Annotated in this window: 23 protein-coding genes; 13 read left to right on the plus strand and 10 right to left on the minus strand. The window is 72.3% G+C overall.

Translation table 11 applies throughout. The features are described from left to right. Nucleotide 1 precedes the first annotated feature (1 nt). Both ABEB00_RS30910 and miaA read right to left on the minus strand, forming a co-directional pair. Complete coding sequence (locus ABEB00_RS30910) at nucleotides 2-508, minus strand: hypothetical protein (RefSeq protein WP_345623998.1); 507 nt, start codon at nucleotides 506-508, stop codon at nucleotides 2-4. A gap of 108 nt (nucleotides 509-616) precedes the next feature. Next, nucleotides 617-1555: a tRNA (adenosine(37)-N6)-dimethylallyltransferase MiaA gene (gene miaA / locus ABEB00_RS30915; protein WP_345623948.1), complete on the minus strand. Its 939-nt coding sequence runs from the start codon at nucleotides 1553-1555 to the stop codon at nucleotides 617-619. A 183-nt stretch (nucleotides 1556-1738) separates the two neighbouring features. On the opposite strand from miaA, the gene ABEB00_RS30920 reads away from it, so the two are divergent. Both ABEB00_RS30920 and ABEB00_RS30925 read left to right on the plus strand, forming a co-directional pair. After that, the gene (locus tag ABEB00_RS30920) at nucleotides 1739-2038 is read left to right on the plus strand and encodes a hypothetical protein (RefSeq protein WP_345623949.1); all 300 of its coding nucleotides are present in this window, start codon (nucleotides 1739-1741) and stop codon (nucleotides 2036-2038) included. A 22-nt stretch (nucleotides 2039-2060) separates the two neighbouring features. Continuing rightward, nucleotides 2061-2345, plus strand: a complete 285-nt coding sequence (locus ABEB00_RS30925; RefSeq protein ID WP_345623951.1) for an antitoxin — start codon at nucleotides 2061-2063, stop codon at nucleotides 2343-2345. A 90-nt stretch (nucleotides 2346-2435) separates the two neighbouring features. Here ABEB00_RS30925 and ABEB00_RS30930 read toward each other — a convergent pair whose 3' ends face one another. From ABEB00_RS30930 to ABEB00_RS30945, 4 genes are all read right to left on the minus strand, one after another. After that, complete coding sequence (locus tag ABEB00_RS30930; RefSeq protein ID WP_345623952.1) at nucleotides 2436-3170, minus strand: class III extradiol dioxygenase subunit B-like domain-containing protein; 735 nt, start codon at nucleotides 3168-3170, stop codon at nucleotides 2436-2438. 28 nt (nucleotides 3171-3198) lie between these two features. Continuing rightward, the gene (miaB, locus tag ABEB00_RS30935) at nucleotides 3199-4716 is read right to left on the minus strand and encodes a tRNA (N6-isopentenyl adenosine(37)-C2)-methylthiotransferase MiaB (RefSeq protein ID WP_345623953.1); all 1518 of its coding nucleotides are present in this window, start codon (nucleotides 4714-4716) and stop codon (nucleotides 3199-3201) included. A gap of 87 nt (nucleotides 4717-4803) precedes the next feature. After that, a complete protein-coding gene (locus ABEB00_RS30940; RefSeq protein ID WP_345623954.1) occupies nucleotides 4804-5463 on the minus strand; it encodes a response regulator in 660 nt (219 codons plus the stop codon). Beyond that, nucleotides 5463-6506 (minus strand): HAMP domain-containing sensor histidine kinase, encoded by a 1044-nt coding sequence (locus ABEB00_RS30945; RefSeq protein WP_345623956.1) that lies wholly within the window; start codon nucleotides 6504-6506, stop codon nucleotides 5463-5465. The genes ABEB00_RS30940 and ABEB00_RS30945 overlap by 1 nt, the downstream gene beginning before the upstream one ends. A 113-nt stretch (nucleotides 6507-6619) precedes the next feature. Between ABEB00_RS30945 and ABEB00_RS30950 the strand changes: the two genes are divergently transcribed. The 3 genes from ABEB00_RS30950 to ABEB00_RS30960 all read left to right on the plus strand — a co-directional run bounded on the left by ABEB00_RS30950 (nucleotide 6620) and on the right by ABEB00_RS30960 (nucleotide 9609). Then, entirely contained in the window at nucleotides 6620-7105 is a 486-nt protein-coding gene (locus tag ABEB00_RS30950; RefSeq protein WP_345623957.1) for a cation:proton antiporter regulatory subunit, read from the plus strand. A gap of 4 nt (nucleotides 7106-7109) precedes the next feature. Beyond that, a complete protein-coding gene (locus ABEB00_RS30955) occupies nucleotides 7110-8348 on the plus strand; it encodes a cation:proton antiporter (protein WP_345623958.1) in 1239 nt (412 codons plus the stop codon). 265 nt (nucleotides 8349-8613) lie between these two features. Continuing rightward, complete coding sequence (locus tag ABEB00_RS30960) at nucleotides 8614-9609, plus strand: TAXI family TRAP transporter solute-binding subunit (protein WP_345623959.1); 996 nt, start codon at nucleotides 8614-8616, stop codon at nucleotides 9607-9609. Here ABEB00_RS30960 and ABEB00_RS30965 read toward each other — a convergent pair. Further along, the gene (locus tag ABEB00_RS30965) at nucleotides 9588-11009 is read right to left on the minus strand and encodes a HAMP domain-containing sensor histidine kinase (protein ID WP_345623960.1); all 1422 of its coding nucleotides are present in this window, start codon (nucleotides 11007-11009) and stop codon (nucleotides 9588-9590) included. The genes ABEB00_RS30960 and ABEB00_RS30965 overlap by 22 nt on opposite strands. A 9-nt stretch (nucleotides 11010-11018) precedes the next feature. Further along, on the minus strand, nucleotides 11019-11705 hold the full coding sequence (locus ABEB00_RS30970; RefSeq protein WP_345623961.1) for a response regulator transcription factor: 687 nt from the start codon (nucleotides 11703-11705) through the stop codon (nucleotides 11019-11021). A 284-nt stretch (nucleotides 11706-11989) separates the two neighbouring features. On the opposite strand from ABEB00_RS30970, the gene ABEB00_RS30975 reads away from it, so the two are divergent. The 8 genes from ABEB00_RS30975 (at nucleotide 11990) to ABEB00_RS31010 (ending at nucleotide 18521) form a co-directional block, all read left to right on the plus strand. Beyond that, nucleotides 11990-12766, plus strand: coding sequence for an amino acid ABC transporter ATP-binding protein (locus ABEB00_RS30975; protein WP_345623962.1), 777 nt, complete (start codon nucleotides 11990-11992; stop codon nucleotides 12764-12766). Between the two features lie 88 nt (nucleotides 12767-12854). Then, entirely contained in the window at nucleotides 12855-13691 is an 837-nt protein-coding gene (locus ABEB00_RS30980; protein WP_345623964.1) for a glutamate ABC transporter substrate-binding protein, read from the plus strand. A gap of 84 nt (nucleotides 13692-13775) precedes the next feature. Continuing rightward, complete coding sequence (locus ABEB00_RS30985; protein WP_345623965.1) at nucleotides 13776-14444, plus strand: amino acid ABC transporter permease; 669 nt, start codon at nucleotides 13776-13778, stop codon at nucleotides 14442-14444. Beyond that, the gene (locus tag ABEB00_RS30990) at nucleotides 14441-15334 is read left to right on the plus strand and encodes an amino acid ABC transporter permease (RefSeq protein WP_345623967.1); all 894 of its coding nucleotides are present in this window, start codon (nucleotides 14441-14443) and stop codon (nucleotides 15332-15334) included. Before ABEB00_RS30985 ends, ABEB00_RS30990 begins: the two co-directional genes overlap by 4 nt. Before the next feature lie 222 nt (nucleotides 15335-15556). After that, nucleotides 15557-17185 (plus strand): FAD-dependent monooxygenase, encoded by a 1629-nt coding sequence (locus ABEB00_RS30995; protein ID WP_345623969.1) that lies wholly within the window; start codon nucleotides 15557-15559, stop codon nucleotides 17183-17185. Between the two features lie 174 nt (nucleotides 17186-17359). Continuing rightward, nucleotides 17360-17407: a hypothetical protein gene (locus ABEB00_RS36150; protein ID WP_311314449.1), complete on the plus strand. Its 48-nt coding sequence runs from the start codon at nucleotides 17360-17362 to the stop codon at nucleotides 17405-17407. A 77-nt stretch (nucleotides 17408-17484) separates the two neighbouring features. Then, entirely contained in the window at nucleotides 17485-18105 is a 621-nt protein-coding gene (locus ABEB00_RS31005) for a cupin domain-containing protein (protein WP_345623970.1), read from the plus strand. After that, complete coding sequence (locus ABEB00_RS31010; RefSeq protein ID WP_425586596.1) at nucleotides 18102-18521, plus strand: rhodanese-like domain-containing protein; 420 nt, start codon at nucleotides 18102-18104, stop codon at nucleotides 18519-18521. Before ABEB00_RS31005 ends, ABEB00_RS31010 begins: the two co-directional genes overlap by 4 nt. A 62-nt stretch (nucleotides 18522-18583) precedes the next feature. Here ABEB00_RS31010 and ABEB00_RS31015 read toward each other — a convergent pair whose 3' ends face one another. Beyond that, complete coding sequence (locus ABEB00_RS31015; RefSeq protein ID WP_425586597.1) at nucleotides 18584-19486, minus strand: sugar ABC transporter substrate-binding protein; 903 nt, start codon at nucleotides 19484-19486, stop codon at nucleotides 18584-18586. A gap of 418 nt (nucleotides 19487-19904) precedes the next feature. Continuing rightward, entirely contained in the window at nucleotides 19905-20861 is a 957-nt protein-coding gene (gene recX / locus ABEB00_RS31020; RefSeq protein WP_345623971.1) for a recombination regulator RecX, read from the minus strand. Nucleotide 20862 lies beyond the last annotated feature (1 nt).

Consider the following 20862-nt stretch of genomic DNA (forward strand, 5'->3'; position numbering starts at 1 on the left):
GTCAGCCGCGCAGGCGCGCCACGCGCCACACGGCCAGGACGATCACCGCGGCGACCACCACGACGTAGCCGAGGACCACCCGCCAGTCGGGGCGGCGGCCGGAGCCGCGCGGGGGCAGGCCGGGCCAGGTGTGGCCCACCCGGCGGGCGGCCATCATGCCCCAGCCGGCCGCGCAGGAGCAGATCAGCAGCCCCAGCATGGCGATCACCGCGCCGCTGTCGCCGAAGTCGAAGGCGAGCGGGAAGGCGAACATCAGGGAGCCGACCGCGGCCAGGCAGACGATGGGCGCGAGCTGCCACAGGCGGAGCCGGCGCTGCGGGCGCAGCTCGACCTCGACCTCTTCGCCGGCCAGGTACAGCTCGCCGGGCTCGGGTCCGTCGGCCGTCACACCGCCGCGCGTCTCGTCGGGTCCGTCCGGGCTCAGACGGTCTCCGGCGGATTCCGCTTCACCGCGTCCGACAGCGTCGTGCCCGGTACTGGGCACGGTGTCGCGAGGGCCGGCCTCCATCGCCACGCGCCCTCCCCACTTGGACTCCACTTGGTCGATCGAAGCTCGATGATGGCACGCCCCCGGAGGCCGCGATGACGGCCGGGGCGTCCCGATGCCATGACGTGATCAGGCTGTAACCGGTCGTTCGACCAACGACAACGCGAGCCCCGGAAGTTCCCTCAGATCCGCCGCGGCCCCACTCAACCAGTGCACCCGCGGATCCCGCCTGAACCACGAATCCTGACGGCGCGCGAAGCGTTTGGTGGCGCGGACGGTCTCGTCCCGGGCCTCCTGGAGAGTGCACTCGCCGGCGAGCGCGGCGAGCACCTGCTGGTAGCCGAGCGCGCGCGACGCCGTACGCCCCTCGCGCAACCCCTGCGCCTGGAGTGCGCTGACTTCTTCGACGAGCCCGGCCTCCCACATGCGGTCGACGCGGCGCGCGATGCGGTCGTCCAGTTCCGGGCGGGCCACGTCGACGCCGATCTGCACGGTGTCGTAGACCGAGTCGTGGCCGGGGAGGTTGGCGGTGAAGGGTTTGCCGGTGATCTCGATCACCTCCAGGGCGCGGACGATACGGCGGCCGTTGCCGGGCAGGATGGCCCGCCCGGCCGCCGGGTCCAGCGCGGTCAGGCGGGCGTGCAGCGCCCCGGAGCCACGCAGTGCGAGTTCCTCCTCCAGCCGGGCCCTGACCTCGGGGTCGGTGCCGGGGAACTCCATCTTGTCGACGGCCCCGCGCACGTAGAGGCCGGAGCCGCCGACGAGGACCGGCCGGCGGCCCGCTGCCAGCAGGGCGTCGATCCGCTCCCGCGCGAGCCGCTGGTACTCGGCCACGGAGGCGGCGACGGTCACGTCCCAGATGTCCAGGAGGTGGTGCGGGACCCCCGCGCGCTCCTCGGGCGTCAGCTTGGCGGTGCCGATGTCCATCCCGCGGTAGAGCTGCATGGAATCGGCGTTGACGACCTCGCCGCCGAGCCGCTGGGCCAGGAAGACGGCCAGATCGGATTTTCCGGCCGCGGTCGGTCCGACGACGGCGATGACGCGGGGGGCGGAAGGTGCGCTGCTCACCGCCCCAGTCTCGCAAACCTCCGGACGCGCTCTCGAACGGGTTGCGTGACGTCGCGCTCGCGGGGTCGTTGCCCGTTGCGAGGTTCCCGTCTCCGGAGCACGGAGACGGCGGCCCGGGTCGCGCAGACGGACGCACCGGGCGACGCGGGAACTGGCCCGCACGAGTACGGTTATGGAGTTGATATGGGCGTTTTTGCACGGCTTCTTCGGAGGTCGAAGACCACGGAGGAAACTCGGGGCGCCGAGGCCCCGGCTGTCGAGGCGAAGACCGCCGAGGCGCCGGCCGACGCGGCGGCCGCCGAGGCCGGGACCCGGGCCGGGGAGCCGGCGCCGGTGCGGAAGCCGGACGGGGCCGGGGAGACCGTGGAGCCGACGGCGGCGGAAGCCGCCGGTGGCGCCGAGTCCGACGCTGTCGAGATCCCCAAGCAGCAGTCCGCCGGGGAAGCCGTCGACAACGAGGCCGGCGAGGGCGCCCGCAGGTAACCGCCCGCGAGGAAGGTGGACCATGGGTCTCCTGGACAACTTGAAGGCCAAGCTCGGCCCGGCGAAAGGCAAGGTCTCGGACCTCGCGCAGCAGCACGGGGACAAGATCCAGCACGGACTCGACCGGGCGGCGAAGACCGTCGACGAGAAGACCAAGGGCAAGTACAGCGACCGGATCCAGACCGGTACGGGCAAGGCCAAGGACGCCATGGACCGTCTCGCGCACCAGGAGGGCCCCGGTTCCGGTCCCGGCGGCGGCACGCCGGGCAGCACCCCGCCGTCCGGCCCGGTGCCCCCGGCCGGCTGACCGGGGCGGCGCCCGGTACGACGGCGGACGGCGGCGGAGCGGGCGTGCTCCGCCGCCGTCCGCCGTCGTACCTGTGCCCGGCGCCACCACCTATGACCAGGCGGCCACCACGTAACCGACTCCGTAGGGCGCGTCCTCGTACAGCAGCGTGCCGCCGAGTCCGGCGCCGTCCGCCGCGCCCGCGAGCGTCTGCCAAGGGGCGCGTCCGGACACCTTCAGCTCCCGGGCCAGTTCCGCGTCCAGCGCGTGCAGGGCGGTCAGGTCGGCCGCGCCCAGCGCCCGCCCGATCTCCGCGTCGAAGGGGGCGGCCCGCTCGTCGAGGTAGCCGGGGGCCTTGAGCGTGCGGCAGGCGCTCGCGTCGCCCAGAACGAGCATCGCCACCCGGCCGGCGTCCTCGGTGAGGCCGCGCCCGAGCGCCGCGCAGCGCTCGGCGGTGAGGCCGTCCCCCACGCCGAGGCCCTCGACCGGGGCGACCGCCCACTGCGTGCGCTGAAGCAGCCAGGCACCGACGGCGAGCCCGTACGGCAGCTCCGCCCCGGCCCCGGCGCCCTCGGCTCGGGCCCCCGCTCCGGTGTCCGCGCCGAGGCACACGTCGACGGGTACGCCGAAGCCGCAGAACGTGCCCCGCGCTCCGGACGGGTACGTCCGTGACCCTTCGCTCTCCAGCGGGCCGACGACCACGAGCCGGTCGGGCCGGGCGGCGGCGAGCACCCCGAGCGCGTCCGCGCAGGCGGCGCGCGCGGCGGCCAGCTCGGGGGCGGCCCCGGCGGCGACCTCGGGAACCAGGAGCGGCGGACAGGGGCAGACAGCGGCGGCGACAAGCATGATCGGCAGCGTAGCCCCGGCCGGGCGGTCAGTCGCAGCCGCAGCCGCTCGCCGCGACCGGCAGCGGGGCGGGCACGCCGACCTTCGGCAGGCCCAGCAGCACACCGGCGGGCTTGGCCGGTTCGGCGGCGTTGCGCTTCTCCCAGGCGTCACCGGCGCGCGTGCGGCGCACCTGCAGCACCTCACCCTCGGCGAGGAGGTGGTGCGGGGCGGCGTAGGTGATCTCGACCGTCACCACGTCACCGGGGCGGACCTCCTGGTCCGGCTTGGTGAAGTGGACGAGGCGGTTGTCGGGGGCGCGGCCGGAGAGGCGGCGGGTGGCGCCGTCCTTGCGGCCCTCGCCCTCGGCGACCATCAGCTCCAGGGTGCGGCCGACCTGCTTCTTGTTCTCGTCCCAGGAGATCTCCTCCTGGAGGGCGACGAGACGCTCGTAGCGCTCCTGGACGACGCTCTTGGGGATCTGGCCGTCCATCTCGGCGGCCGGGGTGCCGGGGCGCTTGGAGTACTGGAAGGTGTACGCCTGCGCGAAGCGGGCCTCGCGGAGGGTGTGCAGGGTCTGCTCGAAGTCCTCCTCGGTCTCGCCGGGGAAGCCCACGATGATGTCGGTGGTGATCGCCGCGTGCGGAATGGCGGCCCGCACCTTCTCGATGATGCCGAGGAAGCGCTCCTGGCGGTAGGAGCGGCGCATCGCCTTCAGGACCGGGTCGGAGCCGGACTGGAGCGGCATGTGGAGCTGCGGCATCACGTTCGGCGTCTCGGCCATGGCGGCGATGACGTCGTCGGTGAAGTCGCGCGGGTGCGGGGAGGTGAAGCGGACCCGCTCCAGGCCGTCGATCTTCCCGCAGGCCCGCAGCAGCTTGCTGAACGCCTCGCGGTCGCCGATGTCCGCGCCGTACGCGTTGACGTTCTGCCCGAGCAGGGTGATCTCGCTGACGCCCTCGGCGACCAGGGCCTCGACCTCGGCGAGGATGTCACCGGGCCGACGGTCCTTCTCCTTGCCGCGCAGCGCGGGGACGATGCAGAACGTGCAGGTGTTGTTGCAGCCGACGGAGATCGAGACCCAGGCCGCGTAGGCACTCTCGCGCCGGGTGGGCAGGGTGGAGGGGAACGCCTCCAGGGACTCGGCGATCTCGACCTGCGCCTCCTCCTGCACGCGGGCGCGCTCCAGCAGCACCGGCAGCTTGCCGATGTTGTGGGTGCCGAAGACGACGTCCACCCAGGGGGCGCGCTTCACGATGGTGTCGCGGTCCTTCTGGGCCAGGCAGCCGCCGACCGCGATCTGCATGCCGGGGCGGCTCACCTTCCTGGGGGCGAGACGGCCGAGGTTGCCGTACAGCTTGTTGTCGGCGTTCTCGCGCACGGCGCAGGTGTTGAACACGACGACGTCCGCGTCGCCGTCGGAGCCCTCGGGGGCGCGGACGTAACCGGCGCCCTCCAGCAGGCCGGACAATCGCTCGGAGTCGTGGACGTTCATCTGGCACCCGTAGGTGCGTACCTCGTATGTGCGGGTGCCGCCCACGGACTGGCTCCGGTCGATGCTGCTCATGGCATCAAGGGTAGGCGGTCGCGGGCGGTGGCCGTGCCGCCTGTGGACAACCCGGACAACCGCTGGTCACAGCGGTTCGGTGGGGTGTCACGGCTCGATGAGGCCGGCCCGGATCGCGTACCGGGTCAGTTCCAGGCGGTCGCGGACGCCGAGCTTCTGCAGCAGGTTGGCGCGGTGGCGTTCGACGGTCTTGGCGCTGATGAAGAGCAGTTCGCCGATCTCCTTGGAGGTGTGGCCCTCGGCGACGAGCTTGAGGATCTCCTCCTCGCGTTCGGTGATCGGCCGCTCGGGCAGGCCGTCGCCGCGGTGCAGGCGGTCGAGGTAGGCGCGGACCAGGGCGCGCTCGGCGCCCGGGTAGATGAAGGGCTCGTCGCGCACGGCGGCCCGGCACGCCTCGACCAGGTCGCGGTCGGCGACGGATTTGAGGACGTACCCGCAGGCCCCGGCCTTGAGCGCCTCGAAGAAGTACTGCTCGTTGTCGTACATCGTCAGGATGAGGATGCGCAGGGCGGGCAGGCGGCGGGAGAGTTCGCGGGCCGCCTGGAGGCCGGTCATACGGGGCATGGCGACGTCGAGGACGGCGAGGTCGGCCTCGGTCGCGCGGGCCGCCGCGACCGCCTCGGCGCCGTCACCGGCCTCGGCGACCACCTCCAGATCCGGTTCGCCGTCCAGGATCAGCCGCACCCCGCGCCGTACGAGGGTGTGGTCGTCGGCGAGCAGGACGCGGATGGGCGGTGCCGCGGGCATCAGCGGCCTCCGGTCGCGGTGGGTACCCGCAGGCGTACGTCGGTGCCTCCGTCGGGGCCGGGTGCCACCGAGAGGCCGGCTCCCAGCAGCAGGGCCCGTTCCCGCATGCCGCTGATGCCGGCGCCCTCGGGGGCGTCGCCGACGCCGGTGCCGTTGTCGCGGACGAGGAGTTCCACGGCGCCGGGCAGCTTGCGCAGGGTGATCCCGGCGTGGTCGGCAGAGGAGTGCCGGGCGGTGTTGGTCAGGCCCTCCTGGGCCACCCGGTAGAGCACGAGTTCCGCCTCCGGGGTGAGCGGGGGCAGGTCCCCGGGGACGTCGTGGCGGACGGCCAGCCCGTGGTGGTCGAACTCGGTGGCGAGCGCGCGCAGGGCACTGGCCAGGCCCAGTTCCTCCAGGACACCGGGGCGCAGCCGGCGCGCGATGCGGCGGATCTCGTCGAGCCCGGCCCGGGTGGCCTCCTGGGAGAGGGTCACCTCCGCGCGCAGTTCCCCCGGCACCTGGTCCGCGACCCGCTTGAGCTGGAGGAGGACGGCGGTGAGGGTCTGCCCGACCTCGTCGTGGAGTTCCCGGGCGACGCGGTGACGCTCGCGCTCCTGGGCGTGCAGCGCGCGGGCCGCCCCGGCGGCACGTTCGGCCTGGAGCCGGTCGAGCATCGTGTTGTACGTCGCGATCAGCTCGGCGGCCTCGGAGGGGCCGGCGACCTCGGGGCGGGCCCCCGGTCGCAGCAGGTCGGCGGTGGCCATGGCCCGGCCGAGGCGGCGCAGCGGGGTGAGGCCGAGCCGCAGGACGACCGCGTTGCCGGCCAGCAGCGCGACGAGCCCGGCCAGCAGGATCAGCGCCTCGTGCGGCAGGACCGGGGTGGAGACGGTGACCGGCCCGAGCAGCAGGGCGGTGGCCGCGACCAGGCCCACGGCGTTGAGCGAGAAGATCCGCCAGAACAGCGACACCGGTCTCTTCCCGTCCTCTCCGGATTGCCCGCACGACTCGGCCCGGGGCAACCTTCCCTTCCTCGGCCGGTCGCGGATATCCGTCATGGCACCCATATCGCCACGGTACGCGCGGATGGCAGCATGGCGACGCCGCGCCCACGTCACTGACCTGCGGCGCGCACCGCACACGTAGGACGAAACACGTTGGACGAATGAGGGGAAGACTCGTGTCCGCTCCACGCCTGAGGGCGACGCCGCTGCCGGGTATCGGGGTGCAGTACGACCTGGAGACCCGGGAACACCGCCAGCTCTCGGTGGTGGCGCACCGCGACGGTGCCCGCACGGTGAACGTGTACCGGTCCGACGACCCCGACTCCTGCGCCCAGTCCCTGAAGCTGACCGGCTCGGAGGCGGGCGCGCTGATCGACGCGCTCAAGCCCTCCCACCACAGCGCCAGCCTGCTGTACACCACCGATCTCGGCCTGGTCGCCGAGCGGATCGAGGTCTCCGCGACCTCGCGCTGGAACGGCCGGGTGCTCGGCGAGACCAGGATGCGCACGGACACGGGCGCGTCCGTCGTGGCGGTGCTGCGCCGGGCGGAGGCGATCCCCTCGCCCGCGCCGGACTTCCGGCTGGCGGGCGGTGACACCCTGATCGTCATCGGCACGCGTGAGGGCGTCGACGCCGCCGCGGCGATACTCGGTCGGGAGTGAGCCGGTGCACTCCGCGGTTCTGCTGATCGAGTTCGGTTCCATCATCCTGGGTCTCGGCCTGCTCGGCCGGTTCGCCGGCCGGTTCCGGCTCTCCCCCATACCGCTGTACCTGCTGGCCGGTCTCGCCTTCGGTGAGGGCGGCCTGCTGCCGCTCGGCGCCAGTGAGGAGTTCGTCGCGGCCGGCGCCGAGATCGGCGTCATCCTGCTGCTGCTGATGCTGGGCCTCGAGTACACGGCCGGCGATCTCGTCACCAACCTCAAGTCGCACTATCCGGCCGGCCTCGTCGACTGCGCGCTCAACGCGCTGCCGGGCGCGCTGGCGGCGCTGCTGCTGGGCTGGGGCCCGGTGGCCGCCGTCGTCCTGGCGGGCGTCACCTGGATCTCGTCGTCCGGCGTCATCGCGAAGGTGCTCGGCGATCTCGGCCGGGTGGGCAACCGCGAGACCCCCGTGATCCTGAGCGTGCTGGTCCTGGAGGACCTGGCGATGGCGGTCTACCTGCCGATCGTCACCGCGCTGGTGGCCGGGGCGGGCCTGATGACCGGCAGCATCACCCTGGCCATCGCGCTGGGCGCGGCCGGTCTGGTGCTGTTCGTGGCGGTGCGCTACGGGCGGGTGATCTCCCGGTTCGTCTCCAGCGACGACCCGGAGAAGCTGCTGCTGGTCGTGCTGGGCCTGACGATCCTGGTGGCGGGCGTGGCCCAGCAGCTCCAGGTGTCGGCCGCGGTCGGCGCGTTCCTGGTCGGCATCGCCCTCTCCGGTGAGGTCGCGGAAGGCGCGCACACGCTGCTGAGCCCGCTCAGGGACCTGTTCGCCGCGGTCTTCTTCGTCTTCTTCGGGCTGCACACCGACCCGGCGTCCATCCCGCCGGTGCTGCTGCCCGCCCTCGCGCTGGCCGTCGTCACCGCGGGGACGAAGATCGCCACCGGCTACTGGGCGGCCCGGAGGTCCGGCATCTCGGTCAAGGGCCGCTGGCGGGCGGGCGGCGCGCTGGTGGCGCGCGGCGAGTTCTCCATCGTCATCGCGGGGCTCGCGGTCACGGCCGGCATCGAGCCGTCGCTCGGACCGCTCGCGACGGCGTACGTCCTGATCCTGGTCGTCGTCGGTCCGCTCACCGCCCGCTACACCGAGTCCGTGGCGACCCGGATCTCCCGGCGCCGCGGCGACCGGAACCGCCGCCGCCCCGACGCGCCCGAGGACGCGCCGCAGGCGACGGCGAACGCGGAGGCGTCGGTCGGCGACTGAGGCGGACCGGGGGCCGAGGGTGGGGGCCGGAGGCCGGAGGCCGCGAACCTGGGCGCGCCGCACGCGTGGGGAACGGGTGCGGCACGCGTGGGGAACGGGTGCGGCACGGGTGAGCCCCACGCGTGCGCACGCGTGGGGAAACAGGTGAGGCACGCGTGGGGCACGCGCCCCGCTGTCCCGGACGGCCGGGCCCGGCCGTCCCGCTGTCCCGGACGGCCGGGCCCGGCCCTGGTCAGCTCCGGTACGGGCTGGCAGGATCGCGCGCATGTCCACGCTCTCCTCCCGTATCGGCAGGCGCCGGGCCCTGACGGGCGCCGCGGCCGGTGCCGTCGTGCTCGGCCTGCTGGTGTGGTGGCTGCTGCCGCTGGGCGAGGACCCTCCCCGGGGGACGATCACCTTCAGCACGGGCACCCGCGCGGGGGTCTATCAGAAGTACGGCGAGCTGCTCCGCACCGAGCTGCGCCGGGACATGCCGGGGCTGAAGGTGGAGCTGCGGACCAGCGCCGGGTCGCAGGAGAACGTCGAGGAGGTGGCGAGCGGCCGGGCCGACTTCACCATCGCGGCGGCGGACGCGGTGGAGACGTACGAGCTCCAGGAGCGGCCCGGGGCCGGCCGGCTGCGCGGGGTGGCCCGGCTGTACGACGACTACGTGCAGCTCGTGGTGCCCGTCGACTCGGAGATCCGTACCGTGGCCGACCTGCGGGGCAAGCGGGTGGCCATCGGGTTGCCCGACTCGGGTGTGCGGCTGATCGCCGAACGGGTGCTGCGCGCCGCGGACATCGACCCGCGCGCGGACATCACGCCCGCGGCCAACGGCATCGACACCGGGCCGAGGGAACTCGGACACGGTCTCGACGCGTTCTTCTGGTCGGGCGGGCTGCCGACGGAAGGACTGGAGCGGATCGCGGGGACCTCGCCCTTCCGGTTCGTGCCGATCGACCAGACGCTCGTCACCGAGCTGCACGAGCAGGGCGGCGCGACCCGTTACTACCGCCCCACGAACATGCCGGAGACGGCCTATCCCACGGTCCAGAACGGCTCCGTGGTGCCGACGATGGCGGTGGCCAACCTGCTGATGACCCGGGACGACATGGATCCCCGGCTCACCGAGTGGCTGACCCGGACGGTGATCGAGAGCCGGGACGGCATCGGGGCGGACGTGCACTCCGCCCAGTTGGTCGACCTGCGCACGGCGATCTACACCGATCCGCTGCGACTGCACGAGGGGGCCCGGCGGTACTACGCGTCCGTCAAGCTCTGAGGGACGCCCGCCGTCCTGGGCACGGTGACCGTCACCTTGAGGCCGTGCGGCTCGTGGTGCTCGTGGACGAGGGTGCCGCCGCCCGCGGCGAGCAGCGCCCGGCAGATGGAGAGGCCGAGGCCGGAGCCCTTGATGTTCTGGTGGTGTGCGCTGCGCCAGAAGCGGTCGCCGACGCGGGCCAGTTCCTCGTCGGTGAGGCCGGGGCCGCGGTCGGCGACGACGACGGTCGACACCGCGCCGTGGGAGCCGACCTCGACCCGCACGGTCTCCCCCGCCGGGGTGAACTTCAGCGCGTTGTCGATGACCGCGTCCAGGGCGCTGGAGAGCGCCACCGGGTCCGCCCAGGCCGTGGTCGGCGGGCAGTCGCCCACCAGGCCCACCCCTTGGGCGTCGGCGGTCGGCGACCAGGCCGCGACCCGTTCCGCGGTCAGCGCCCCGATGTCGGTGACGCTCAGGTCGGCCTGGGTGTGCTCGGCCAGCGCGAGGTCGAGCAGGTCGTCCAGGACGTGTGCCAGTCGCTTGCCCTCGGTCTGCACCGAGGCGATCTCCGCGTTGCCCTCCGGCAGTTCCAGCGCGAGCAGCTCGATCCGCAGCAGCAGCGCGGCCAGCGGGTTGCGCAGTTGGTGGGAGGCGTCGGCGACGAAGGCGCGCTGCTGCTCCAGGACGTCCTCGACGTTGTCCGCCATCTCGTTGAACGACCGGGCCAGCCGCTGGAGTTCCGGGGGGCCGCCGGCCGGGGCGACGCGGGACTTCAGCCGGCCGGTGGCGATGTCGTGGGTGGTGGCGTCCAGGACGCGTACGGGGGTGAGCACCCAGCCGGTCAGCCGCAGGGCGGCGCCGACGGCCAGCAGCATCGCGGCGATCTCGCCGGCCCCGATGACCAGCCAGCCGTGCAGCGTCCGTGACCGCATCGGGCCGGTCGGCGAGTCGGTGACGACGACCGCGACGACGTCCCCGTCCCGGATGACCGGCGAAGCGACCACCAGCCGGCCGCGTTCCCACGGCCACACCTGCTGGGGGTCGTGGCTGCGGCGGCTGAGCAGCGCCTCGTCGAAGGCGTCCCGCACCTCGCCCCGCTGGGGGAGGAACCAGGTCGTCGGAGCGTTGGCCATGGGGATGTGACTGGTGTAGAAGACGGCCGCCCGGATGCCGTAGACCTCGTAGTAGCTGATCAGTTCGGAGCGCAGGGTCGCCAGGCGCTCGGTGGGGGTGGTGCGGGAGCCTTCGGGGGCGTCGCCGACGAACTGGGCGAGCGACGCGAAGCGGGCCGTGTCGTCGATGCGGTCGACGACGGTCCGCTGCTGCTCGGCCCCGGCGAGGCTGACCGCGAGCGGGACGCCGAAGGCGAGCAGCACGGCCGCCATCAGGATGATGAGCAGGGGAAGGAGACGGGAGCGCACCCGGGACCGCTACCCGGCGGGGGCGACGAGGCGGTAGCCGACGCCCCGTACGGTCTCGATCAGCGTGGGCAGGCGCAGCTTGGCCCGCAGGGACGCGACGTGCACCTCCAGGGTGCGGCCGGTCCCCTCCCAGCTCGTGCGCCAGACCTCGCTGATGATCTGCTCGCGGCGGAAGACCACGCCGGGGCGCTGCGCGAGCAGGGCGAGCAGGTCGAACTCCTTGCGGGTCAGCGGGACGACCGTGCCGTCCACGCTGACCTGGCGGGTCGGCAGTTCGATGTGGACGGGGCCGAGACGCAGCACGGTGTCGGCGGACCCCGGCGCCTCCTCGTGGACGGTGCGCCGGCTGACGGCGTGGATACGGGCGAGCAGTTCTCCGGTGTCGTACGGCTTGACCACGTAGTCGTCGGCGCCGAGGTTGAGGCCGTGGATGCGGGAGCGGACGTCGGAGCGGGCGGTCACCATGATCACCGGGGTGGCGGTGCGCTTGCGGATCTTGCCGCAGACCTCGTAGCCGTCCTGGTCGGGCAGGCCCAGGTCGAGCAGGACGACCCCGAAGCCGTCGCTCTCGGGGACCAGCGCGCGCAGCGCCTCCTCGCCGTTGCGGGCGTGCGTGACGTCGAATCCGTGCCTGGCCAGGACCGCGGAGAGCGCGGCGGCCACATGATTGTCGTCCTCGACGAGCAGCAGTCTCACCCTGGCCCCCTCCGGTTCATCCGCCGTACGGCCGGCATCGATAGGAATCGTGCACGCGCGTGCACCCCGTGCAGTCACGCTGATGAAGAGGGACGGCGTCAAGGGGGTTCCGGTTGCGGAGCACTCGAAGTTATCCGGCCGATACGCGGCCTCCGCACCCCTGCTACGAGCTGTGTCCGATTGCTATCGGATCGTGATGCTCAGATTCACCTCAGATGTGGAGACGCAGGTCGGGTGCGGTCACTACTGTCCTCCAGAACCGAGGAGGACGGAGCCCGCAAGCGATGACCGAAGTATCGGTGGCCAAGGAAGACCAGGCCGCGACCGGCGACCTGGTTGTCCTGAAGAACGTCAACAAGCACTTCGGCGCTTTGCACGTGCTCCAGGACATCGACCTGACGATCGCCCGCGGCGAGGTCGTCGTGGTCATCGGACCCTCCGGGTCCGGCAAGTCCACCCTGTGCCGCACCATCAACCGCCTGGAGACCACTGACTCGGGCGAGATCACGATCGACGGCAAGCCGCTGCCCCAGGAGGGCAAGGAACTGGCCCGGCTGCGGGCCGACGTCGGCATGGTCTTCCAGTCCTTCAACCTCTTCTCGCACAAGACCGTGCTGGAGAACGTGACCCTCGGACAGGTCAAGGTCCGCAAGGCCGAGAAGAAGAAGGCCGAGGAGAACGCCCGCGCCCTGCTGGACCGGGTGGGCGTCGGGCAGCAGGCGGACAAGTACCCCGCGCAGCTCTCCGGCGGTCAGCAGCAGCGGGTCGCGATCGCGCGGGCGCTGGCCATGGATCCGAAGGTCATGCTCTTCGACGAGCCGACATCGGCGCTCGACCCGGAGATGATCAACGAGGTCCTGGAAGTCATGCAGCAGCTCGCCCGGGACGGCATGACCATGATCGTCGTCACGCACGAGATGGGCTTCGCCCGGTCGGCGGCCAACCGCGTGGTCTTCATGGCCGACGGCCGGATCGTCGAGGAGGCCGCGCCGGACCAGTTCTTCAGCAACCCGCGCAGCGACCGCGCCAAGGACTTCCTGTCGAAGATCCTGCACCACTGACGCCGGTCCGGCGCACCCCGCCGGCCCGCGTCACCCGCTGCCGCCGGCCCACCTCTGATCGTCCGATCACAGCCAAAGGATGTCCACCATGAAGCTCCGCAAGGTCTCCGCCGCCTCGGCCGCCGTACTCGCCCTCGCCCTGACCGCCACCGCCTGCGGTGGTGACGACAGCGACGACAGCGGCTCCTCCGGCGGCGGCGACAAGATCAAGATCGGCATCAAGTTCGACCAGCCGGGCCTCGGCCAGAAGACCCCGCAGGGCTACGCGGGCTTCGACGTGGACGTCGCCAAGTACGTCGCGAAGAAGCTCGGCTACACCGAGGACCAGATCGAGTGGACCGAGTCGAAGAGCGCCGACCGCGAGACGATGCTCCAGCGCGGTGACGTCGACTTCATCGCCGCCACCTACTCGATCACCCCGGAGCGCGAGGAGAAGGTCGACTTCGCCGGCCCGTACCTGCTCGCCCACCAGGACGTGCTGATCCGCACCGACGACTCCTCGATCAAGGCGCCGGAGGACCTCAACAGCAAGAAGCTGTGTTCGGTCACCGGTTCGACCTCCGCGCAGAACGTCAAGGACAAGCTGGCGCCCAAGGCCCAGCTCCAGCAGTACCCGACCTACTCCGCCTGCCTCACCGGTGTGCAGACCAAGGCCATCGACGCGCTGACCACGGACGACTCGATCCTCGCCGGTTACGCCGCCCAGTCCCAGTTCAAGGGCAAGTTCAAGCTCGGCGGCTTCAAGATGACCAACGAGAACTACGGCATCGGCGTCAAGAAGGGCAGCGACCTCAAGACGAAGATCAACGACGCGATCGAGGCCATGGTCTCCGACGGCGCCTGGCAGAAGGCCGTGGACGCCAACCTCGGCCCGGCCGGCTACAAGAACGAGCCCGCGCCGAAGATCGGCGACATCAAGAGCTGAGGCAACGCCTGACAGGGTGCGCCGTCCCGGGTGAGGGGCGGCGCATCGGGGCGGGCATCCCTACACGCGAAAGCGCGGGAGATCGTGTTCGACTTTCTTGCAGACTACGACCTGCTGGGAGCCTTCTGGACGACGGTGCAGCTCGCCCTGCTCGCCGCCGTCGGCTCCCTGATCTGGGGCACTGTGCTGGCCGCCATGCGCGTCGGCCCGGTGCCGCTGATGCGCGGGATCGGGACGACGTACGTGAACACCGTGCGGAACATCCCGCTCACCGTGATCATCCTGTTCGCGTCCCTGGGCCTCTACCAGACCCTCAACATCTCCCTCGGCGCCGGGGAGGACTTCGAGGCGCTGAACTTCCGGCTCGCGGTCCTCGGCCTGATCCTCTACACCTCGGCCTTCGTCTGCGAGGCGCTGCGGTCCGGCATCAACACCGTGCCGGTCGGCCAGGCGGAGGCGGCCCGCGCCATCGGCCTCAGCTTCGGACAGGTGCTGCGCCTCGTCGTACTGCCCCAGGCGTTCCGCTCCTCCGTCGTCCCCCTGGCGAACGTGCTGATCGCGCTCACCAAGAACACCACGGTGGCCGCCGCCATCGGTGTCACCGAGGCGGCGCTGGTGATGAAGGAGATGATCGAGAACGAGGCCCAACTGCTGCTGATCTCCGCGGTCATCGCGTTCGGGTTCGTGGTTCTGACGCTGCCGACCGGCCTGATCCTCGGCTGGGTGGGCAAGAAGGTGGCGGTGAAGCGATGAGCTCCGTTCTCTACGACGCCCAGGGCCCGCGCGCCAAGCGGCGCAACGTCCTGCTCACGGTCGTCTTCACGGTCGTGCTGCTCGCCCTGCTGTGGTGGGTGTACCAGGTCCTGGACGAGAAGGAGCAGCTCGACTGGGCCAAGTGGGAGATGTTCTTCACCGGTACCGAGCCCTGGTCGACGTACATCTGGCCCGGTCTGCAGAACACCCTGAAGGCCGCCGCCCTCGCGATGGTCATCGCCCTGCCGCTCGGTGCCGTGCTCGGCATCGCCCGGCTCTCCGACCACGCCTGGGTGCGCATCCCGGTCGGGGTCGTGGTCGAGTTCTTCCGGGCCATCCCGGTCCTGGTCCTGATGATCTTCGGTCTCGCGCTGTTCTCCGAGTACACGGACGTCAGCACCCAGGACCGTCCGCTGTACGCCGTCGTCACGGGCCTGGTGCTCTACAACGCCTCCGTCCTCGCGGAGATCGTCCGGGCGGGCATCCTGGCGCTGCCCAAGGGCCAGTCCGAGGCGGCGATGGCGGTGGGGCTGCGCAAGGGCCAGCTCATGCGGCTGATCCTGCTGCCGCAGGCGGTCACCACGATGCTGCCGGCCATCGTCAGCCAGCTCGTCGTGATCCTGAAGGACACCGCGCTCGGCGGCGCCGTCCTCACCTTCCCGGAGCTGCTGGCCTCGGCCAACACGATGAGCGGCTACTACGGCGCCAACGTCATCGCCTCCTTCACGGTGGTGGCGGTGATCTACATCGCGCTCAACTTCGCGCTGACGACCTTCGCCGGCTGGCTGGAGCAGCGGCTGCGCAGGGCCAAGAAGTCGTCCGGCGCGGTGCTGGGCGCGAACGACGCTCAGGTGGCGGGCACGGCGGGCACCGGGGCCGGCGGGATGTGATCCCCCCGGCCGACGCGGAACGGGCCGTTCACCCGGCCCGGACCGACACTCGGTCAACTCGTACGACCCGCACGGAGGCAGTGGCGCGGTCCGCCACTGCCTCCGTCACTTGACGCAAGCAGCGGCAATGGGTTGCATACGTTCTGTGATCGCGCACCCTGCTCCACCTCCCTGTTCACCTGGGTCCCCCAGGACGTCGCCGCAGGCAGGGAGCGCCGCGCCGTGGACCCGGTGATCATCGTCGGAGCGGGGCCCGTCGGCCTCACGCTCGCCCTCTGTCTGGCGCGCCAGGAGGTGCCCTGCGTCGTCCTCGACGAGGGTCCGGGCAAGGACGAACCGCGCCTCGCGCGTACCGTCGTCCTGCCCGAGGACGCCGTCGCCCTGCTCGAACGGCTCACCGGCGCCCCGCTCTCGCGGGCAGGTTTCCGTTGGGCCGGTTGGCGGTCGATGCGGCGCAGGCAGGTGATGCGCGACATCACGTTCGACGACGACTCCGGGCCCGGCCCGCTGCACCTCGCCCAGCACGTCCTGACCGGCACGCTGCGCGCCGCCCTGGCCCGCGAGTCGCTGGTGAAGATCGCCGCGGACAGCCGCCTGGACGGCATCGAACAGGAGTCCTCCGGCGTCACCGCCCACACCCGCGGCCCCAGGGGCACCTGGTGGCGCGGCAGTTACCTGGTCGGCTGCGACGGCCCCCGCTCGACCGTGCGCAAGCTCCAGGACATCCGCTTCCCCGGCCGCACGGCGGTGGAACGGCACGCGGTGGCCGCCCTGCGCACCGAGCTTCCCTGGAGTGAAGAAGCGTTGCTCCACCGGTCACCGCCCTGGCGTACGTCGGGGCCGTCGGCGGGAGAGATCACCGGCCGCCCCCTGCCGGACGGCGTGTGGCGCCTGGACTGGCTGCTGCCGCCGGGCAAGGACCTGGTGACGCCGGAACTGCTGGTCGACCGGGTCCGCGAGACCCTGGCCGGCTGGAACGGCGGGGACACCCCGGCGTACGAGCTGCTCGACACCGGCGTCCACACCGTCCACCACCGCCTGGCCCGGCGCTGGCGCGTCGGCCGCGTCTTCCTCGCCGGGGACGCGGCCCACCTGCTCGGCGCGCTGGGCACGCAGGGACTGGTCGAGGGGTTGCGGGACGCCGACAACCTCGCCTGGAAACTGGGCCTGGCCTGGCACGGCGGCCCGTACGAGGCACTGCTCGACAGTTATCAGGCGGAGCGGCGCGCGGTGATCGCCGCCCGGCTGCGCGCCGCCGACCAGGCGCTGCCCCTGCTGCGCGGCGGCGGGGGCCTGCGCGGTTACGTCCCCGGCGCGGCCCGCGGCCACGACGCGCTCCTCACGGAGGGTCACTTGGGGCGCGGAGCACTCGGCGCGCCGGGGGCGTACGCCGATTCGCCGCTCGCGCCCGAACACCTCGACGGGGAGACGCCCGTCGCGACGCCCCCCGGAGCCCTGGTCACGGACGTGCAGGTCACGGCGGAGGACGGCAGCTTCGTCCCGTTGCACGACCGGCTCGGGCGGGGGGCGCTCCTGGTGGTGCTGATCGCGCCGGGTACCGGTGTGTGGGAGCGCAAGCACTGGGTGACGGCCGGCGTCATGCCCCGGCTGGCCGCGGCGGTGACCGCGCTGCCGTACCGCGCCGAGCTGCTGGTGGCCGAGGGGTATCCGGGGGCCGGCGCGCACACCGTCCTGCTGGTGCGGCCCGACGGTCACCTGGTCACGGCGCTGAACGGGGTGCGCCCGGCCGACCTCTACACGGCTGCCGAGGCGGCGCTGGGCGGTCCCGCGCCGACGGCGGGAGCCGGGACGGCGAGGTCCGGGAGCGGGGCGGCGGCCGGTTCCCGCTGAGAATTCCCGCCGGCTTCCCGCTGTCTTCCCGTTGTCTTCCCGTTGTCTTCCCGCTGAGGCGACTGACCGTCACCGTTTTGTCCACATGGTGACAGTCGGTTGACCGGCCGTGGCGGTCATGGTCTACTCCGGGCCATGACCGACACCGATGTGCGCCTGTGGCGGAGGGTCCATATGGACCTCCTCCGCTATGCGGGTTGCGTCTGTCGTCCGTCCTGCTGACTTCGCCCCCTCTTTTCGCGCGCCGCGCCTCTCGCGTTGCGCCGCGCGCTTCCGCGAACTCCTCCAGGACGGTAGCCATGTCTGTCTCTGCCCCCTCCCCCGCGTCCCCTCCCGCCTCCTCCGCCGCTGTCCCCGCCGCGTCCGGTGACCCCGCGAAGTCCGGTGTCGCCGCGAAGTCCGGTGTCGCCGCGAAGTCCGGTGTCGCCGCGCCGACCCAGGCCGAGCTGCTCGCCTTCGCGCGGCGGGCCGCCGCCGACGCCGACCTCATCGCCTCGCTGCCGCTCGATCCGGAGGGCCGTACCTGGGTGCGGCTGGAGGGGCCCGGCGGCAGCGAGGCGTGGCTGATCGGCTGGCCGCCCGGCTCGGGTACCGGCTGGCACGACCACGCGGACTCGGTGGGCGCCTTCGTGACCGCGGCGGGCGAACTCAAGGAGCACGCCCTCGCCGCCCGGCTGCCCACCGACGGCTGGCGGACCCTGGAGCTGACCGACGGCGTGGACCGGGAACGCCGGCTGGCCACCGGGCAGGGCCGCGCCTTCGGACGGCACCATGTGCACGAGGTGCTCAACGAGTCCGCCGACCGGCACGCCGTCTCGGTGCACGCCTACTATCCGCCGCTGCCGCGGATCCGCCGCTACAGCCGCAGCGGACCGATCCTGCGCCTGGAGCAGGTCGAGCGCCCCGAGGACTGGCAGTGAGCGACGGACTGGCAGCGAGCGACCCCGTCGGCATCGACGACCTCCTCGAACGGGTACGGGCCGGCTACCGGAGGATCGAGCCGCAGGAGGCGCACGAGGCCGCCGAGGCCGGTCAGGCGCTCCTGGTGGACATCCGGTACGCGGCACTGCGCGAGCGGGACGGGGTGATCCCCGGTGCCCTGGTGATCGAGCGGAACGAACTGGAGTGGCGGCTGGACCCCCGGGGCAGCCACCGCCTCCCGGAGGCCACCGGCCACGGGATACGGGTCGTCGTCGTCTGCAACGAGGGGTACGCCTCCAGCCTGGCCGCGGAGTCCCTGCACCGCCTGGGGCTGCGCCGGGCCACCGATCTGGTCGGCGGATTCCAGGCGTGGCGCGCGGCGGGTCTGCCGGTGTCCGCCGAAGGCTCACGGTGACGCGCGCGCCCGGGGGCTGTCCGTCCCCCGGGCGCGCGGTCAGAGTGCGGATTCGCGGTGGATCAGAGTGCTGATTCGCAGTAGAACGGCGCCGTGTCCGCGGTGCCCTTGGTGATCAGCCGGATCGGGGTCTTGGCGATCTTCTCCGCCTTCCGGCCGCGCAGCAGCTCGATGGTGTTCCTGACGGCCAGTTCGCCGGTCTCACCGGCCGAGTTGGAGACCGTCGCGGCGAACCGTCCGTCCTTGAGCGCGACCAGGGCCTCGTCGGTGCCGTTCACCGTCACGATCTTCACCCGGCCGGCGCCGGCCGCGTCGAACGCCTTCCGGGCTGCGAAGGCCATCTGCTCGTTGGCGACGAAGGCGTAGTCCAGGTCCGGGTGGTCCTGGATCATCCCGGCGGCGGCCTTGCGCGCCTTGGCCGCGTCGAACATGCCGGGCTCCGTCGCGACCACCTTCGCGCGAGCGGGGAGCGCCGCGGTGAAGCCGCCGACCAGCAGGTCGGAGGCGGCACCGGGCGCGCCCGCGATCACACCGACCCGCACCTGGCGGCCGTCCGCGTCGCGAGCGATCCACTGGGCGTCCAGCCGGCCGACCGCCTCCAGGTCTACGACGACGGCTCCGAGGATGTCGGACGGGTCGGTGCTCACGGAGGTCAGGAAGACGGGTATGCCCGCGCTTCTGGCCTTGGCGATGTCCTTCTCCAGGGCGTCCGTGCTGACGGTCTGCAGGATGATCGCGTCGACCTGGCGCGCGATCATGTGCTCGATGTTGGCCAGTTCCGTCCCGGCGTCCTGGTGGGAGTTGGCCGTCACCAGCGTGGCGAAGTTGTTCTTGGCCGCGGTCTCCACGGTCCGCTGGAGACAGGTGTGGAACTGGCTGCCCCCTCCGTTGACGAACCCGAGGGTGAGCCGCCCGTCCACGGCGGCCCCCGCGTCCGAGTCGGAGAACGTGCCGCACCCACTCACCAGCAGCCCGGTACTGAACAGAAGGGCTAGAAGCGCTCTACGAGAAGGGCGGGAGGGAGGGGCGAGGCGGGAGGGACGGGAAGGACGAGAGGGGCAGCTTGGAACAGAAAGGGATACAGGGGAGGCAGGGGCGGCAGGTGAGGCCGGGGTTACAGGGCAGGGAGGCGTGGTGGAGGGCATGGCGGGGCCGCCTTTCTGGACGTGGCGAGGACTCCGTGCGGGTTCAGCCCGCCGACGGGGTCTCCAGAGGCGGCACATGCACGAGGTGTCACGGATCGGACACCCGCGTGACGGCAGCAGACGGTACAGCCGCGTGAGAAGGACGCACCCTTCCGGGAGCGCAAGGTAATCGTGCGCGGATCAGGGGGCCGGTTCGGCCGAGTGGCCGGTTCGGCGGCGCGCGCGGTGACCGCGGGTTTCAGAAGGTCTCGTCACCCAGGAACTCGGTGTCCTCCCCCTCCTCCTCCAGCGCCTGCCGGACCACCTTGAGCGCCATTCCCTGGGAGTAGCCCTTGCGGGCCAGCATGCCCGCGAGCCGGCGCAGCCTCTTGTCACGATCGAGCCCGCGGGTGGAGCGCAGTTTCCGGGCCACCAGCTCGCGCGCGGTCTCCTCCTCCTGCTCGGAGTCGAGCTGGGAGACGGCCTCGTCGATGAGGGTGGAGTCGACGCCCTTGGTCCGCAGTTCCCTGGCGAGCGCGCGGCGGGCCAGCCCGCGGCCGTGGTGCCGGGATTCCACCCAGGCCTCCGCGAAGGCGCTGTCGTTGATCAGGCCGACCTCTTCGAACCGGGACAGCACCTCCTCCGCGGCCTCGTCCGGGATCTCCTTCTTGCGCAGGGCGTCGGCGAGTTGCTTGCGGGTGCGCGGGGTCCCGGTGAGCAGGCGCAGGCAGAGCGCCCGTGCCTGCTCGACCGGGTCCCGCGGAGGCTCCACCTTCTCGGCCCTCGACGAGGAAGCGGCACCTCCGTCTTCTTCCGGCGGGTCGTCGCGGTCGCGTCCACGACGCCCGCGAGATCCGCCGGACCCGCCGATGCCCCGGGACCGGCCGCCGCCGCGACGCCCTCTGCCCTCGCCACGCGGACCACTGCCGTGCTCGGGACCGTCCCCCGGCGCGTCCCCGTACGGCGCCTCGATGTCGTACGGCTTCTCCATGCCGTACGGGGGCGAGGGGTCGTACGGCGGCGAGAGGTGACGCGAGTGACGCGGGTACGAGGCGGCGTCCGCCGGGCCGAAGCCGTCACCCGGCCCGGCGAGGCCACCTTCGTATCCGCCGCCGCCCGCCCCGGCGGAGCCCTTGTCGTCCGGTCCGCTCCGCCGGTGTTCCCGCGCGGGAAGGTCCGGGGAGGCGTACTCGGACCAGTCGGTTCGTCGTGTCACG

The sequence above is a fragment of the Streptomyces ziwulingensis genome, assembly GCF_039542605.1.
Lineage (GTDB): Bacteria > Actinomycetota > Actinomycetes > Streptomycetales > Streptomycetaceae > Streptomyces > Streptomyces ziwulingensis.

Bases quoted from the DNA above. Each gene is read 5' to 3' on its own strand.
- ABEB00_RS30910 (WP_345623998.1), bottom strand. From the start codon at position 508: ATGGAGGCCGGCCCTCGCGACACCGTGCCCAGTACCGGGCACGACGCT.
- ABEB00_RS30920 (WP_345623949.1), top strand. From the start codon at position 1,739: ATGGGCGTTTTTGCACGGCTTCTTCGGAGGTCGAAGACCACGGAGGAA.
- ABEB00_RS30925 (WP_345623951.1), top strand. From the start codon at position 2,061: ATGGGTCTCCTGGACAACTTGAAGGCCAAGCTCGGCCCGGCGAAAGGC.
- ABEB00_RS30930 (WP_345623952.1), bottom strand. From the start codon at position 3,170: ATGCTTGTCGCCGCCGCTGTCTGCCCCTGTCCGCCGCTCCTGGTTCCC.
- miaB (WP_345623953.1), bottom strand. From the start codon at position 4,716: ATGAGCAGCATCGACCGGAGCCAGTCCGTGGGCGGCACCCGCACATAC.
- ABEB00_RS30940 (WP_345623954.1), bottom strand. From the start codon at position 5,463: ATGCCCGCGGCACCGCCCATCCGCGTCCTGCTCGCCGACGACCACACC.
- ABEB00_RS30945 (WP_345623956.1), bottom strand. From the start codon at position 6,506: ATGGGTGCCATGACGGATATCCGCGACCGGCCGAGGAAGGGAAGGTTG.
- ABEB00_RS30960 (WP_345623959.1), top strand. From the start codon at position 8,614: ATGTCCACGCTCTCCTCCCGTATCGGCAGGCGCCGGGCCCTGACGGGC.
- ABEB00_RS30975 (WP_345623962.1), top strand. From the start codon at position 11,990: ATGACCGAAGTATCGGTGGCCAAGGAAGACCAGGCCGCGACCGGCGAC.
- ABEB00_RS30980 (WP_345623964.1), top strand. From the start codon at position 12,855: ATGAAGCTCCGCAAGGTCTCCGCCGCCTCGGCCGCCGTACTCGCCCTC.
- ABEB00_RS30990 (WP_345623967.1), top strand. From the start codon at position 14,441: ATGAGCTCCGTTCTCTACGACGCCCAGGGCCCGCGCGCCAAGCGGCGC.
- ABEB00_RS31005 (WP_345623970.1), top strand. From the start codon at position 17,485: ATGTCTGTCTCTGCCCCCTCCCCCGCGTCCCCTCCCGCCTCCTCCGCC.